The following is a 15627-nucleotide window of genomic DNA, read 5'->3' as shown; positions in this document are numbered from 1 at the left end:
CCGTCACGGGGTGCGCAGCTGGCTCGCCGGGATGACCTCCTGCGCCTGGTGGGGGCTGGACCACAGCAGCTTCAGGTGCGCCTCGCCCGTCTGCTCCGCGTAGTCGACGCGGATCGCGTGGCGCCTGCCCGCCGTCAGCGGCACGCGCGCTTTGTCGACCTTCGGCTCGTGCGGACTCCAGGAGTCGATGACCAGCTTGCCGTCGATCCACACCCGCACCATGTCGTCCGACACCGTCGTCAGCGTGTACGTCTCGCTGCGGCGCGGCTCGACCGTGCCCGTCCAGCGGACGCCGAAGCGGTCGGAGGGGATCGACGCGTGTGGTGAACCCGTGTACTTCCAGGAGTGGTTGACCGTCGGGTCGGTGCGGGTGACCTTCGGCGTCCCGGACAGCTCGGCGTTGTCGAAGACCTCCTGCCTGAGGCCCTTGCCGTCGCCGGGGCGTGCCGCGCGGCCCGGGTCGATCCGCAGCGCGATCACCGTGGCGTCGGGGTTCGTGGCCGCGCCGGACGGCGTGAGATCGTAGCCGTCGCCGGACTTGGTGACGGTGACCTGCTGGGAACTGCCCAGGACTCGGGCCGACTTGATGGCGAAGTCGGTGTTCGCCTTCAGGTGCAGGGGCTGTCCGGGCGCGGGCCAGCGTGTGACCGCCGCGTACAGGGTGTCGCCCTTGCGGCTCACCGCGCCCCAGCCGGGCTCCTCCACCAGGCCGCCGTAGCGGGCTCCGTACACCGCCTCTCCCTGGCCCGCCGTCCGCAGCCAGTCACCCATCCGCTTCAGCCGGTCCACGGACGGCTGAGGGACGCGGCCGCGCGCGTCGGGACCCACGTTCAGCAGGTAGTTGCCGCTGCGCGATGAGGTGGCGAGGAGATTGCGGATCAGGGTTCCCGGCGACTTCCAGTTCTGGTCGTATCGGGCGAAGCCCCAGTGGTCGTTGAGCGTCATGCACGACTCCCAGAGCTGGCCGTCCACCGGGGCGTCGGGGATCTCCTGCTCGGGCGTGCCGTAGTCGCCGTCGACGACGCGGCGCTTGCCGACGCGGTTGTTGACGACGAGGTCCGGGTTCAGGCCGCGCAGATACGACTCCAGGCGCTCGCCGTCGCGGGCCGTCCACGGGTTGTGCGGGTCCTCGGTGTCCCACTCGCCGTCGAACCACAGCAGCGCCGGGTCATAGGTGTCGATGAGCTCCTTGAGCTGGGCGTACATGCGCTTCTCGTACTTCGGGAAGGTCGCCGGGTCCGGGAAGTCGGGGTCGTGCCAGTCCCAGATGGAGTAGTAGAAACCGAGCTTGATGCCCGCCGCGTCGGCGGCCTCCTTGAGCTCTGCGAGGATGTCGCGGCGCTTGTCGAACGACGAATGGTCGCGCAGGTTCCAGGAGTTGACCTTCGTCGGCCACATCGCGTAGCCCTCGTGGTGCTTGGACGTGATGACGATGTACTTCATCCCGGCGTCCTTCGCCGCCCGCACGACGGCCTTCGCGTCGAAGTCGGCCGGGTCGAACGCCTTCGCCCGCTTCTCGTAGGCGTCCTTGGGGATCTTGCACTGGCGCTGGATCCACTCGGCGTTGCGGCACACCGTCCCGTCGGGGCGCGTGTACTCGCCCTCCAGGTTCGCGTACGCCCCGAAGTGGATGAACATGCCGAAGCGGTCCTGGCGGAACCAGTTCGTGCGGTCGGCGGTGAAGGGGTCGTCGACCGCGTGGTCGGTGCCGGGGCCCAAGGCCCGGCGGGCCTCGGGCGGCGGCTGCGGCACGGGCGCGGCGGCGGCCGCAGGCAGGGCCGAGGCCGCGAGCGCGGCGGTGAGGAGCAGGGCGAGTGCGGGGGCTCTGCGTCGCATGGGCGGCTCCTGTTCGTACGGGACGCTCGGAACGCTCGGGACGCTCGGGAACGTAGGAGCGGATACATCGGATGTCAATGGGGGGAAGTCTGGATTCCGCCGAGTGATTCGCGACGATCACTGTGTGCTGGTCCGATGAATCGTGAGGGCGCCCTTGGCGCCCGGGGAGGTGCCGCGCCTGACCGCCCGCAGAGACGCCGTACGCGGCGCGGCGCCTGACGGCGGGTTAGAAAGCGGGGTCGCCCGGGGCATTGTCACGTCGGTACGCGCCGCGCCCGCCCCGACCCACGGGAGCCCCCATGCCCCAGCTGCCCCGCCGCACCCTCCTCACCGCCCTCGCCGGAACCACGGGGGCCGCCATGGCCTGCTCGGGAGGGCGCGCCGCCGATGGCGCCCCCCTGCGGGCGGGCACCGCCGCCGGAGCGGAAGGCGCCGCCGCCGACGCGGCCCGCAGGCTGCTCCCCCGCCACGCCGACCAGCTCACCTTCCGCACCGGCGCGGACGCCGAGGACGCCGACACCTTCCGCGTGTCCGGGACGCGCGGCCGGATCACCGTGACGGGGCCGACCCCGGCCGTCCAGCTCAAGGGCCTGTACCACTACCTGAAGCACACCTGCCGCGCCAACGTCACCTGGGCGGGCCACCAGCTCGACCTGCCCGCACGCCTTCCGGGGCCCGCCGCGCCCCTCACCGGCCGGGCGAACGCCCCGCACCGCTTCGTCCTCAACGACACCAACGACGGCTACACCAACGCGTACCACGACTGGGCCTACTGGGAACGCGAGATCGACGTGCTCGCGCTGCACGGCTACAACGAAGTCCTGGTGTACCTCGGCGCCGACGCCGTCTACCACCGGGCCTTCCAGGAGTTCGGGTACGGCGATGCGGAGCTGCGGGCCTGGGTGCCGGGGCCCGCGCACCAGCCGTGGTGGCTGCTGCAGAACATGGCCGCCTTCCCGCACCCCGTGTCGCGGCAGCTCCTTCAGCGCCGGGCCCGGCTCGGGCGGCGCGTCACCGACCGGCTGCGCGCGCTCGGCATGACGCCGGTGCTCCCGGGGTACTTCGGCACCGTCCCGCCGGGCTTCGCGGCCCGCAACCCGGGCGCGAGGACCGTGCCGCAGGGCGACTGGGTGGGCTTCGCGCGGCCCGACTGGCTGGATCCGCGCACCCGCCACTTCGAGCGGGTCGCCGCCACCTTCTACCGTGTCCAGAACGACCTTCTCGGACCCTCCACGATGTACAAGATGGACCTGCTCCACGAAGGCGGGAAACCCGGCGACGTGCCCGTGGGCGACGCCGCCCGCGCCGTCGAGAAGGCCCTGCGGGCCGCGCGCCCGGGCGCCGTCTGGGTGATCCTCGGCTGGCAGCACAACCCGCCCAAGGCGCTCACCGACGCCGTCGACAAGGAGCGCATGCTCGTCGTCGACGGCCTCTCCGACCGCTTCCCCCACGTCACCGACCGCGAGGCCGACTGGGGCTCGACACCGTACGCGTTCGGCTCCATCTGGAACTTCGGCGGCCACACCTGCCTCGGCGCGAACACACTGGACTGGGTGAGCCTGTACGAGAAGTGGCGCACCAAGGACGGCAGCGCCCTGCGCGGCATCGCGCTGATGCCGGAGGCCGCCGACAACAACCCCGCCGCCTTCGAGCTCTTCTCCGAACTCGCTTGGCATCAGGGTGAGTTGGACCTGAAGGAATGGTTCGGGAGGTGGGCTGTCAGCCGCTACGGCGGCGCCGATCCGCACGCCGCGAAGGCCTGGGACGTGCTGCGCCGCACCTGCTACGGCACCACCCGCGCCGACTCCTGGGCCGAGGGCGCCGACGGTCTCTTCGGCGCACGGCCGGGGCTCGCGGTGCGCTCCGCCGCGTCCTGGTCACCGAAGCGGGCGCGCTACCGCCCCGAGGACTTCGAGCCCGCCCTCAGTGAACTCCTCGCCGTACGGCGGGAGTTGCGGGGCTCGGCCGCCTACCGGCGCGACCTGCTCGACGTGGCACGCCAGGCCCTCTCCAACCGCGGCCGGGTACTGCTGCCCCGGATCAAGGCGGCGTACGACGCCCGGGACCGCGCCCGCTTCGAGGCGCTCACCCGGACCTGGCTGCGCCTGATGGCGCTCCTGGAGCAGCTGGCGGCCACCGACGGGCGGCACCTCCTCGGGCGCTGGGTCGCCGACGCCCGCGCCTGGGGCGCCGACGCCCGCGAGCGGGACCAACTGGCCTATGACCAGCTGTCGTTGGTCACCGTTTGGGGCACCCACGCCGGGGCCGACGCGGGGCTGCGGGACTACGCCAACCGCGAGTGGTCGGGCCTGGTCGGCGGGTTGTACCGGCTGCGCTGGACGACGTACTTCACCGAGCTGCGGGCGGCGCTCGAGGAGGGCCGGGAGCCCCGGGCCACCGACTGGTTCGCGCTCGAGGACGGATGGATCCGCGACCCGGGAGCGATGCCCGTGCGGCCCACCGGGGACACGTACACGATCGCGAAGAAGGTACGGGACGCGCTCGCCAAGACCCGCTGACCGGGCCCTTGCGTCGCGCCCCCGGACGGCGTCCGCCGCGGCCGGGGGCGCGACCCCCTCACCAGGAACTACTGGTCAGCACCTCACCTGGCGTCAGGTCAGCTCGGGTTCGGGCACTCCTTCCACTTGACCCGGTAGATCGTGCTGATGGCCCCGTCGGTGGAGTCCATCGTCATGAAGCTGGTCTTGGTGCGGTCCGAGGTGCCAAGGTCCACCCGGAGCTCGGTGTTGATGTTGAAGTTGCGCTTCTTGCCACAGGGCGCCCACACCAGCTGGGTCACCTCGGTCTCGTCGGTGGCCTGCCAGTTGTCGGCGACCGGGCCGCTGAAGATGTGCGACTTGGCGCCCGTGTCCGGGGAGCCCTGGAAGTAGTACGAGGCCTTCTCGGTGCCCTTGGCGCCCCGCTCCAGCGAGGCGAAGCCACGGTAGTCGGCGCTCGCGATCGCGTAGGTGAAGCCCTGCGGGACGTGCACGATCAGGCTGAGCTGGCAGTTCTTGCGGAACGCGGTGGGCGCGGAGTTCCCGCCCGCCTGGGCGAGGTAGTCGCTGTAGGTGACCGTGAACGCCGTGTTGTCCTGCGAGACGGCGACGGCGGCCGTCCCTCTCGGGCAACCTGAGCCGTTCACGGTCGCTATCTCGATCACGATCTTGTCGGGCGGCGGGTCGCTGAACCCCGAGGGGTCCTGAGCGGGCAGACCCGCGGCGAGCAGGGCGGCCAGGGCGCCGCCCGCGAGCAGTGCAGCGGACATGTTCGTGCCTCTCCCATCGAGTGCTTCGGCTCTCGCGTCACACGCGCAGGGCGTACCGCGCGAGGTGGGGGATGGAGCGTGTGCTGGGAGGAACTGGCTCAGCCCTCGCACGGGTCCGGGACCGGCCTGCGTGCGATGAGCGGAGGCTGAGGGTGCTGGGATCGTACGGACCAGCGTGAGCAGCGACTAGGGCGATGTCCGGCCATGTACGAGCGCCGTCCTGGGTCCTCTGTGACGGGCACCCGTGCTTGACGGGTATACGTCACCTTCAATCTCTGGTAGGAAACCTTCCTAACAAAAGCGGTCAGCGCTCGGAACCATGAATTCCCCCCTCTGGAGGTCCCGTTGCACGCCCCTGCCACCCCCCACAAGGCCACCACGCGACGCACCGTCATCGGCCTGCTCGGCGCCGCTCTCCTCGCGGGCCCCCTGCTCACCACCCCGGCCGCGGGCGCCACGCCCGTCCGCCACGCCGGGGCTCCCGCGGCCGCGGCCGTCGGCCTGGACGACCCGGCGAAGAAGGAGATCGCCATGAAGCTGGTCTCCAGCGCGGAGAACTCCTCGCTCGACTGGAAGGCGCAGTACAAGTACATCGAGGACATCGGCGACAAGCGCGGTTACACCGCCGGGATCATCGGCTTCTGTTCCGGCACCGGCGACATGCTCGACCTCGTCGAGCTCTACGCCCAGCGCAAGCCCGGCAACGTCCTGGAGAAGTACCTGCCCGCGCTGCGCCGCGTGAACGGCTCCGACTCGCACGCGGGCCTCGACCCGAACTACACCAAGGACTGGGCGAAGGCCGCCAAGGACCCCGCCTTCCAGCAGGCCCAGAACGACGAGCGCGACCGCGTCTACTTCAACCCGGCGGTCAAGCGGGGCAAGGCCGACGGCATCGGCGTGCTCGGCCAGTTCGCGTACTACGACGCCATCGTCATGCACGGCGACGGCGGCGACAGCACCAGCTTCAGCAGCATACGCAAGCGCGCCCTGCGCACCGCCAAGCCCCCGGCGCAGGGCGGCGACGAGGTCACGTACCTGCACGCCTTCCTCGACGCCCGGGTGTGGGCGATGAAGCAGGAACCGGCCCACGAGGACACCAGCCGCGTCGACACCGCCCAGCGCGTCTTCCTGAACAAGAAGAACCTCAACCTCAACCCGCCGCTCGACTGGAAGGTCTACGGCGAGTCGTACCACATCAGCCGCTGACCGGCGGCGGGGGCGGGCCGTGGCCCGCCCCCGCACCGGCCGGTCAGTGGGCGGGTTCCTGCTTCGGGACCCGTGACTCGGAGATCTCCTCGCCCGGTTCCATGGGGGCGGTGACGTCGTCGTCCTCGCTGCCGCCGCCGATGTGGTTGAAGAGGAGGTTGAGGACGACGGCGGCGACGCAGCCCGTGGAGATGCCGGAGTCCAGGATGATCCGCGCGGTCTCCGGGAACGCGTGGTAGAACTCCGGTGCCGAGATCGGGATCAGGCCGACGGCCAGGGACACGGCGACGATCAGGACGTTGTTGTCCTTGTCCAGGCCCGCCTTGACCAGGGTCTGGATGCCGCTCGCCGCCACCGAGCCGAACAGGACGACGCCCGCGCCGCCGAGCACCGGGCGCGGCACGACCGCGATCAGGGAGGCGGCCACCGGGCACAGGCCCATCAGGACGAGGAAGCCGCCGCCGGTCGCCACGACGTACCTGCTGCGGATCTTCGTCATCGCGACCAGGCCGATGTTCTGCGCGAACGCGCTGCACATGAAGCCGTTGAACAGCGGGCTGACCGCCGAGCCGAGGGTGTCGGCGCGCAGGCCCGCGGCGATGGTCTTCTCGTCGGCGGGGCGGTCCACGATCTCACCGAGGGCGAGCATGTCGGCCGTCGACTCCGTCATCGAGACGACCATGACCACGCACAGCGAGACGATCGCGGCCGCCTGGAACTGCGGGGCACCGAAGTGGAAGGGGGTCGGGAAGCCGACGACGTCCGCGTCGGCGACCGGGCCGAAGTCCGTGACGCCGAAGGGGATCGCCACCAGCGTGCCGACGACCAGGCCGAGCAGCACCGCGATCTGCTTGACGAAGCCGCGCGTGAACCGGCGGAGGAGCAGCACGATCAGCAGGGTGATGCCCGCGAGCGCCAGGTTCTTCCGCGAGCCGTAGTCGTCGGCGCCCGGGTTCGGGCCCTGTGCCCAGCCGAAGGCCACCGGCATCAGCGAGATGCCGATCAGGGTGATGACGGTGCCGGTCACGACGGGCGGGAAGAAGCGGACCGCCTTGGAGAAGAACGGGGCCGCGACGAAGCCGAGGATGCCCGCGACGATCACCGCCCCGAAGATGACGGGCAGCGCGTCGTCCTTGTCCTTGGTGGAGTCGACGACGGCGATCATGGGCGCCACACCGGCGAAGGTGACGCCGTTGACGAACGGCAGACGGGCGCCGATGTTCCAGACGCCGAGCGTCTGGAGGAAGGTGGCGAGGCCCGCGGTGAACAGGCAGGCGCCGGTGAGGAAGGTCAGTTCGGTGGCGGACAGGCCGATGGCCGCGCCCACGATCAAGGGCGGGGCGACGACGCCCGCGTACATGGCGGCGACGTGCTGGAGGCCGGTGGTGGCCATCTTGAGCGCCGGGAGGCGCTCGTCAACGGGGTGCTGCGCAGCGGGAGTCGCTGCGTCCTTGGGGGAACTTGGCTTGGCGGCCACGGCGGACCCTCCGGTCGGTTACACGTCACCGGGTGACGAGGGTGTCAGGGAGGTGGTGCTGTGGAGCAGACAGGAGCAGACAGGAGCAGACAGGAGCAGGCAGGAGCTGGCAGGGCGTACGGGTCCGGGGGCGCACACGTGGTGCGCGCCCCCGGCCACGGTGACCGCGGACCCCGCTCGGGTCCGCGGGCGCCGGCCAAGGGCCGTCCCCCTCAGCCGGACATCTGCGGTCGCCCGCGCGGTCAGCGCTCGGCGGCGATCCGCGCGAGGCGCTGGGCCTCGTCCCGTGCTGCGCGGGCGACGGCGTCCTCGTCGACGCGCAGCAGGCGGCCGTGTTCGACCACCGGCTCGCCGTTCACGAGGGAGAGGGTCACCGGCGCCGCGGCGCCGAAGACGAGGGCGGTGACCGGGTCGGCGATCGTGGAGTGTCCGATGCCGTCGAGCTTCCACAGGACGAGGTCGGCGAGCTTGCCCGGCTCCAGGGAGCCGATCTGGCTCGCGCGGCCGAGGACCTGGGCGCCGCCGAAGGTGCCGAGGCGCAGGGCCTGACGGGCGTTCAGGGCGGCTTCCTTGTGGGCGCCCAGGCGGTTGATGAGCAGCGCGTTGCGCAGCTCGGTGTGGAGTTCGCCGGACTCGTTGGAGGCGGTGCCGTCGACGCCGAGGCCGACGGGGACGCCCGCGGCCAGCATGTCGGGCACCCGGGCGATGCCCGCGGCGAGGCGGGCGTTGGAGGACGGGCAGTGGGCGACGCCGGTGCCGGTGCGGGCGAAGGCGGCGATGTCGGAGTCGTTCATGTGGACGCAGTGCGCCATCCACACGTCCTCACCGAGCCAGCCCGTCGACGCGAAGTAGTCGGTGGGGCCCATGCCGAACAGCTCGTGGCAGAACTTCTCCTCCTCGACCGTCTCGCTGCCGTGGGTGTGCATCCTTACGCCGAGGCGGCGGGCCAACTCCGCGCCCTGGCGCATGAGTTCGGTGGAGACGGAGAAGGGCGAGCAGGGCGCCACGGCCACCTGTGTCATGGCGTCGAAGGACGCGTCGTGGTGCTCGGCGACGGTCGCCTCGGTCGCGGCGAGCGCCCCTTCGAGGGTCTCCACGGCGAAGTCCGGGGGCAGGCCGCCGTCCTTCTCGCTGCGGTCCATGGAGCCGCGCGCCAGGGTGAAGCGCACGCCCGTCTCGCGGGCCGCCCCGATGATCGCCCCGGACAGGTCGCCGGAGCCCTTGGGGTAGACGTAGTGGTGGTCCATGGCGGTGGTGACGCCGCCGCGGGCCATCATGGCGAGGGAGCCCCGCGCGGCGGCGCGGACCATGTCCTCGTCGATGCGCGCCCACGTCGGGTAGAGCGCGACCAGCCAGTTGAACAGGTTGTGGTCGGTGGCCAGGCCCCGGGTGATCCACTGGTAGAAGTGGTGGTGGGTGTTGACGAGGCCTGGCGTGGCGAGATGGCCGGTGCCGTCCACGCGGCGGACGACGTTCTCCAGGCCCTCGGGGGCCTTTCCGGCGCCGAGGGACTCGATCCGGTTCCCGGCGACGACGAGGTGGCCCGAGGCGTACTCGGTGTCCTTCGCGTCGACGGTCGCGAGGGCGACGTTCTCGATGACGGTGCGCTGCGGGGCTGCCGAAGGTGCCATGGTGCGTCCTTCTCGGGTGGGTGGCGAGGAATCGGGCACGGCAGGACCCTAGGGAGATTTGAGTGCCGCGGCGTGGCCGCCACGGGTGCCGAGATGGTGGAAGAACAGGTTGAGCGTGACCGCGACGAGCGCGCCCGCGCTGATGCCGGAGCCGAGCACGGTCTGCGCCCAGGCCGGGAAGTCGGCGTAGAAGGCGGGCGCGGCGAGCGGGATGATGCCCGCGCCGAGCGCCACCGCGACCAGGACGATGTTGGAGCTGTCGTCGAGGCCCGCTTCGGACAGGGTGCGGATGCCGCTGACCGCGATGGAGCCGAAGAGCACGATGCCCGCGCCGCCGAGCACCGGCATCGGGACGAGGCTGACGACCGCGCCGAGCACGGGGAAGGCGCCGAGCACGATCAGGGCGCCGCCCGCGACGGCGACGACATAGCGGCTGCGCACCCGCGTCAGCGAGACCACGCCGACGTTCTGCGCGAACGCCGAGGTCGGGAAGCCCCCGAAGACGGGTCCCACGAGCGTGGCGATGCCGTCGGTGCGCAGGCCCCGGGTGAGGGTGGCGCCGTCGGTGCGACGCTCGCAGATCTCGCCGAGCGCGAGCATGCCCGCGCTGGACTCGGTCATCAGGACGAGCATCACCAGGCACAGCGAGAGGATCGCGGCGGGGTGGAACTCGGGCGCGCCGGAGGCGAAGGGCGTGGGCAGGGCCGCGAGGGGCGCGGACCTCAGCGGTGAGAAGTCGGCGAGCCCGAACGGCACGGCCGCGAGCGTACCGATCAACAGGCCCATGAGCAGGGCCACTTGCTTGAAGAAACCGCGCGCGAACCGCTGGAAGAGCAGGATCACGACGAGCGTGAACGCGGCGAGCGCGAGGTAGCGCATGTCGCCGAAGTCGGCGGCGTCCTTGTCCCCGCCCTGCGCCCAGGCGACGGGCACGGGCATCAGCGTGACGCCGATGAGGGTGATGACGACGCCGGTGACCAGCGGCGGGAAGAACCGCAGGAGCCGCCCGAAGAAGGGACCGACGGCCAGGCAGAAGAGCCCGGCGACCAGCACCGCCCCATAGATGGCGGGGAGTTGGTGGCCCTTGGCGCTGTTCTCGGCGATGGCGAGCATCGGCGCGATGCCCGCGGAGGAGGCGGCGTTGACGAACGGAAGGCGGTTGCCGACGGCGTTCTTGACGCCGAGCGTCTGCAGGAGCGTGGCGAGTCCGGCGATGAGCAGGCTCGCCGCGATGAGCCGGGTCTGGGCGGCGGCGTCGAGGCCGACGGCCTGGCCGATGATGAGCGGAGGGGTGACGACGCCCGCGTACATGGCCGCGATGTGCTGGAGCGCGGCGGGGACGAGCCGCGCGGCGGGGAGCTTCTCATCCACCGGGTGGCATGCGTCCGGCGGGGTGGAACACGGGCCGTCGGTCGGCCCTTCGGCAGGCTGTGCCATGGCTGTCGTTCCCTCCGGTGTGGCGCGCCCCGGCCCCGCGGGCGGCGGGGCGCGCGTCCCGCGTCAGAGGTTGGTCATGTCGACCGGGATCCGGGCCTCGGTGCCTTCCCGCAGGATGGTGGCCTCGATGAGGCCGTAGGGGCGGTCGGCGGCGTAGTAGACCGCGCCGTCCTTGGCGTCGTTGTCGAGGCCGCAGAAGGAGAGGTCCTGGCGGAAGTGGTGCTTGTTGGGGGCCGAGAAGCGGATCTCGTCGATCTCGCTCCGGCTGTTGATGACCCGCGAGCCCATTTGGTAGAGCGTCTGCTGGAGCGAGAGGGAGTACGTCTCCACGAAGGCGTGCAGGATGTGCTTCCTGGCCTGCTCGTAGGACGTGTTCCAGCTCGGCGCGCGCTGCTCGTCGCTGGTCCAGTTGTACCGCCACCACGTGGACAGGGACGTGGCGAGGATGCGGTCGTAGTCCTCCTTGAGGGTCGTGTACTTGTCCTTGATGTAGCCCCAGAACTCCGAGTTGGTGGTGTTCATGACGGTCAGGTCCTTCAGACCGCTGAGCACCTCGAAGTCCTGGCCGTCATAGGTGATCTGGGCCAGGCGCGTCTCCTGGCCCTTGCGTACGAAGGAGTGCTTGACCTCGTCGGCGCCGATGAACTTGGAGTTGGCGTCCGAGGCGGCGATGCGCTCCCAGGCGTACTCCTCGATGCGGATGCGCGCCCGGTGGATGGTGGGCTGGCTCTCCACGAAGTGCCGGGCGAGGTGGATGCCGTACTGCTCCGCGGACTCGATGCCGTGTTCCTTGGCGAAGGCGAAGCAGGTGTTCTTGGTGGTGTCCGTCGGCAGGCAGTTGGCGTTCGAGCCGCTGTAGTGGACGTCGTCGAGGTCGCCGGAGAGGGCGACGGAGACGTTGAGGTCCTTGATGTGGTGCGTGTCGCCGTCCCGCGTGATCTTCACGACGCGGTTCTCGGCCTTGCCGTACTGGTTCTGCCCCAGGATCACCGGACGGGCGTGGCGGGATGAATCGGCCATCTGCTAGCTCCCTCGGTATACGGAGTAGCCGAACGGGTTGAGCAGCAGCGGTACGTGGTAGTGCTCGCCCGGCACGACGGCGAACGTGATCGCCACCTCCGGGAAGAACGCTCGGTCCGCACCGCTGTCCCGATTCGCGGGGGCGTCCTGCTGCGCCTCGGCTTGCTTGGCGTGCTTGGCTTGCTTGCTCAGGAAGTACGCCTCGGTCGCGAAGTCCAGGCGTACGTGGGTGGTGCCCTCCGGCAGTGCCGGGAGGTCCTTGCAGCGCCCGTCCGCGTCGGTGGCCGAGCCGCCGAGCGGGGTCCACTCGGCGGCGTCGCCGCGCGCGGCGAGCTGGACGGCGACGCCCGCGGCGGGGCGGCCGACGCTGGTGTCCAGGATGTGCGTGGACACGGACGCGGTGGTGGCGGTGCTCATGCGCGGTCCTCCTCCAGGAGACGGGTGAGACGGATGCGGTTGATCTTGCCCAGCTCGGTGCGGACGATCTCCCGCTCCCGCTCGGGCGTGTTGCCGATCCGTTCCCTGACCGCGTCCCGCATCTGCTCGCCGGTCCTGCCGGTGGCGCAGATCAGGAAGACATGGCCGAACTTCTCCTGGTAGGCGAGGTTCAGTTCGAGCATCTCGGCCTTGAGCTCGGTGGCGGCCCCGGCCATGCCCCGCTGTTCGCGGGACGAGGTGGGGTCCCCCGGCTTCGGGCGCCCGATCGGCGGGTGCCCCGCCATCGCCTCGGCCAGGTCGGCCGCGGTCAGCTCGGCCAGGGCGGCGTCGCTCGCGGCGTACAGGGCGTCGGTGGTGGCGAAGGGGCGCTGGGCGAGGAGTGCGCTCCCCCAGGCCGTCGAGGCGCAGACCTCGTGGAGCGCGGCGCGGGCCGCGGGCTCGTCGAGGGCGTTGAACCGGGCCGGGCCCGGTGTCGTGGTGCTCGAAGTCACGGGGGCCTCCGGGGCCTTTGTGCTGGACGGGCTGCGCATAGCTAACGCCGTCGGAAACACGGCGTCAACACTTTGTTGAAAACTTCAGGTAACAAAGGCCGCCGCCCGGTGAACGGACGACGGCCTGGTGTTCTCGCGGCGCACACCGCTGTGAGCTGGGGCTTCAGCTGGAGCGATTGAGATAGTTGTAGACGGTGAAGCGGCTGACGCCGAGCGCGGTCGCCACCGTCTCCACGCCGTGCCGTACGGAGAAGGCGCCGCGCGCCTCCAGTATCCGTACGACCTCCTGCTTGGTCTTGCGGTCCAGGTCCGCGAGGGGTCTGCCGTGCTTGCGCTCCAGGGCAAGCAGGATGTGGTCGAGGGAGTCGGCGAGCTGCGGCAGGCGCACCGCGAGCACGTCCCTGCCCTCCCAGGCGAGCACGACGTCGTCCTCGCCCGCCTCCTCGGGCGGCAGCATCCGCCCGCCCATGGCGTCCACGAGGGGCTTGACCGCGAGGGCGAAGGGGTCGTCGCCGAAGCCGGTCATCCGTCACCCCCGGCGACCACGTTCACCTGGAGGGAGACGCGGGTCGCGCCCGCGCCCAGGGTCTTGCGCAGCATCGCGTCGACCGCGGCGAGCACGGCGTCGGCGTCGCCCTCGGCGGTGTTGCCGAACGGGCCGACGTCCACGGCGTCGAGGTCGGCTCCCTGGAGGACCTCGCGGGCCACCACCGCGTGCGGTGGCGCCTCGTCCAGGTCGAAGGGCTCGGTCGTGAACTCCACTCTCAATCGCACGGGGTCAACCTACTGCGCCGCGTGGAAATCCCGTCAGCCCCTCTTGACAGCTTCCACGGACCGGAGGCAGTCTTCCGTTAAGCAGAAACAAACTTCCGCAATACGGAAGGAGCGCGGAAGCCCCATGGGATACTCCGACCAGCGCTTCAATGTGAACCTGTCGATCCTCTTCACCGAGCTCCCGCTCCTGGAGCGGCCCGCGGCGGCCGCGGCGGCCGGCTTCGAGGCCATCGAGCTGTGGTGGCCCTGGGTCGAATCGCCCACCCCCGAGCGGTCCGAGCTCGACGCCCTGAAGCAGGCGATCGAGGACGCGGGCGTGAAGCTGGTGGGCCTGAACTTCTACGCCGGGCGGCTGCCGGGCCCCGACCGCGGCGCCCTGTCGGTGCCCGGCGAGGAGAGCGAGCGGTTCCGCGCGAACGTCGACGTGGCGGCGGACTTCGCCCAGGAGCTCGGCTGCCGGGCGCTCAACGCGCTCTACGGCAACCGGGTGGACGGCGTCGACCCGGCCGTCCAGGACGCACTCGCCCTGGAGAACCTCCAGTTGGCGGCGCGCGCGGCCGACCGCGTGGGCGCGGTGCTGCTGATCGAGGCGCTCAACGCCGTGGAGTCGCCGCACTGCCCGATCGTCAGCGCCCCCAAGGCCATCGAGATCGTGGACAAGGTCAACGAGGCGACCGGGCTCGGCAACGCCAAGTTCCTGATGGACCTGTACCACCTCTCCATGAACGGGGAGGACCTGCCGCGGGTGATCGCCGCGTACGCCGACAAGACCGCGCACGTGCAGATCGCCGACAACCCCGGCCGCGGCGCCCCCGGCACCGGCTCGCTCCCGCTGGAGGACCTCCTCGACCAGCTCGGCAAGGCGGGCTACGAGGGCTGGGTCGGCCTGGAGTACAAGGCGGGCGACCGCCCGAGCCACGAGTCCTTCGGCTGGCTGCCCGCCGGGGCCCGCGGCTGACGCCCACCCAGCCAGGACCGCCCCGCCCCGCCCCGTACCGACGCAAGCAGAGAGGTTCCCCATGAGCACGCTCCCCAAGGTCGCCTGGATAGGCCTCGGCATCATGGGCTCGCCCATGTCCGAGAACCTGATCAAGGCCGGTTACGCCGTCACCGGTTACACCCTGGAGCAGGACAAGCTGGACCGCCTGGCCGCCGCGGGCGGCACCGCGGCCGCGTCGATCGCCGAGGCCGTGCGCGACGCCGACGTCATCGTCACGATGGTGCCCGCGTCGCCGCAGGTGGAGGCCATCGCGTACGGCCCCGAAGGCATCATCGAGAACGCGAGGTCCGGCGCGCTGCTCATCGACATGTCGTCGATCACCCCGCAGACCTCCATCGACCTGGCCAAGGCCGCGGGCGCCAAGGGCCTGCGAGTCCTGGACGCCCCGGTCTCCGGCGGCGAGGCGGGCGCCATCGAGGCCGTCCTGTCCATCATGGTCGGCGGCGCGCAGGCCGACTTCGACGCGGCCAGGCCGCTCCTCGAAGCGCTCGGCAAGACCATCGTGCTGTGCGGCCCGCACGGCTCGGGGCAGACGGTGAAGGCCGCCAACCAGCTCATCGTCGCGGTCAACATCCAGGCCTGCGCCGAGGCCGTGGTGTTCCTGGAGAAGTCCGGCGTGGACCTGAAGGCCGCGCTCGACGTCCTGAACGGCGGGCTCGCCGGGTCGACCGTCCTGACCCGCAAGAAGGACAACTTCCTGAACCGGGACTTCAAGCCCGGCTTCCGCATCGACCTGCACCACAAGGACATGGGCATCGTCACCGACGCCGCCCGCACCGTCGGCGCGGCCCTGCCCGTCGGCGCCGTGGTGGCCCAGCTCGTCGCCAGCCTGCGCGCGCAGGGCGACGGCGGCCTCGACCACTCCGCGCTCCTTCGCTCCGTCGAGCGCCTCTCCGGCGACCAGGTCGCCTAGCACCGAAGACTTCCGGGCCGCGGCGGCGCTGACACCTGTCCTGTCGCGCCCAGGCGCCGCCGCGGCCCGGAACCCCACCCCCTCTGATCAGTTTCAACAAACTGTTGACGTGGTCGATCGGGCGTCCTTACGCTCG

The 15627-nt window shown here is 71.1% G+C and carries 14 protein-coding genes; 4 read left to right on the top strand and 10 right to left on the bottom strand.

Annotated elements, in window-relative coordinates:
* Positions 1-3 precede the first annotated feature (3 nt).
* Positions 4-1836, bottom strand: coding sequence for an alpha-L-fucosidase (locus AC07A4_RS16160; protein WP_478598424.1), 1833 nt, complete (start codon positions 1834-1836; stop codon positions 4-6).
* Between the two features lie 299 nt (positions 1837-2135).
* On the opposite strand from AC07A4_RS16160, the gene AC07A4_RS16155 reads away from it, so the two are divergent.
* A complete protein-coding gene (locus AC07A4_RS16155) occupies positions 2136-4355 on the top strand; it encodes an alpha-N-acetylglucosaminidase (protein WP_478598421.1) in 2220 nt (739 codons plus the stop codon).
* Positions 4356-4453: 98 nt separating this feature from the next.
* Here AC07A4_RS16155 and AC07A4_RS16150 read toward each other — a convergent pair whose 3' ends face one another.
* Positions 4454-5104 carry a DUF4360 domain-containing protein gene (locus AC07A4_RS16150; protein ID WP_478598418.1) on the bottom strand — a complete coding sequence of 217 codons (651 nt, stop codon included), beginning with the start codon at positions 5102-5104 and terminating at the stop codon, positions 4454-4456.
* A gap of 345 nt (positions 5105-5449) precedes the next feature.
* Between AC07A4_RS16150 and AC07A4_RS16145 the strand changes: the two genes are divergently transcribed.
* Positions 5450-6310, top strand: a complete 861-nt coding sequence (locus tag AC07A4_RS16145; protein ID WP_478598415.1) for a chitosanase — start codon at positions 5450-5452, stop codon at positions 6308-6310.
* Between the two features lie 43 nt (positions 6311-6353).
* Here the strand turns inward: AC07A4_RS16145 and AC07A4_RS16140 are convergent, their stop codons facing one another.
* The 8 genes from AC07A4_RS16140 to AC07A4_RS16105 all read right to left on the bottom strand — a co-directional run bounded on the left by AC07A4_RS16140 (position 6354) and on the right by AC07A4_RS16105 (position 13578).
* Positions 6354-7787, bottom strand: coding sequence for a nucleobase:cation symporter-2 family protein (locus tag AC07A4_RS16140; RefSeq protein WP_478598412.1), 1434 nt, complete (start codon positions 7785-7787; stop codon positions 6354-6356).
* A gap of 242 nt (positions 7788-8029) precedes the next feature.
* Positions 8030-9418 (bottom strand): 8-oxoguanine deaminase, encoded by a 1389-nt coding sequence (locus AC07A4_RS16135; RefSeq protein WP_478598409.1) that lies wholly within the window; start codon positions 9416-9418, stop codon positions 8030-8032.
* Between the two features lie 48 nt (positions 9419-9466).
* Complete coding sequence (locus AC07A4_RS16130; protein WP_478598406.1) at positions 9467-10855, bottom strand: nucleobase:cation symporter-2 family protein; 1389 nt, start codon at positions 10853-10855, stop codon at positions 9467-9469.
* 63 nt (positions 10856-10918) lie between these two features.
* Positions 10919-11875 carry a factor-independent urate hydroxylase gene (gene pucL, locus AC07A4_RS16125; protein WP_478598403.1) on the bottom strand — a complete coding sequence of 319 codons (957 nt, stop codon included), beginning with the start codon at positions 11873-11875 and terminating at the stop codon, positions 10919-10921.
* Between the two features lie 3 nt (positions 11876-11878).
* Positions 11879-12292, bottom strand: a complete 414-nt coding sequence (gene uraH, locus AC07A4_RS16120) for a hydroxyisourate hydrolase (RefSeq protein WP_478598401.1) — start codon at positions 12290-12292, stop codon at positions 11879-11881.
* Positions 12289-12804 carry a 2-oxo-4-hydroxy-4-carboxy-5-ureidoimidazoline decarboxylase gene (gene uraD / locus AC07A4_RS16115; RefSeq protein WP_478598398.1) on the bottom strand — a complete coding sequence of 172 codons (516 nt, stop codon included), beginning with the start codon at positions 12802-12804 and terminating at the stop codon, positions 12289-12291. Before uraD ends, uraH begins: the two co-directional genes overlap by 4 nt.
* Positions 12805-12967: 163 nt before the next feature.
* Entirely contained in the window at positions 12968-13330 is a 363-nt protein-coding gene (locus tag AC07A4_RS16110; protein WP_478598395.1) for a helix-turn-helix domain-containing protein, read from the bottom strand.
* Entirely contained in the window at positions 13327-13578 is a 252-nt protein-coding gene (locus AC07A4_RS16105; protein ID WP_478598392.1) for a thiamine-binding protein, read from the bottom strand. The genes AC07A4_RS16110 and AC07A4_RS16105 overlap by 4 nt, the downstream gene beginning before the upstream one ends.
* Before the next feature lie 124 nt (positions 13579-13702).
* On the opposite strand from AC07A4_RS16105, the gene AC07A4_RS16100 reads away from it, so the two are divergent.
* Together AC07A4_RS16100 and AC07A4_RS16095 are read left to right on the top strand one after the other, a co-directional pair.
* Positions 13703-14536, top strand: coding sequence for a TIM barrel protein (locus AC07A4_RS16100; protein WP_478598389.1), 834 nt, complete (start codon positions 13703-13705; stop codon positions 14534-14536).
* Positions 14537-14597: 61 nt separating this feature from the next.
* Entirely contained in the window at positions 14598-15491 is an 894-nt protein-coding gene (locus AC07A4_RS16095; protein ID WP_478598387.1) for a 2-hydroxy-3-oxopropionate reductase, read from the top strand.
* Positions 15492-15627 lie beyond the last annotated feature (136 nt).

Source organism: Streptomyces sp. NPDC043996, assembly GCF_056435225.1.
This window is presented reverse-complemented; position numbering and strand designations above follow the sequence as displayed.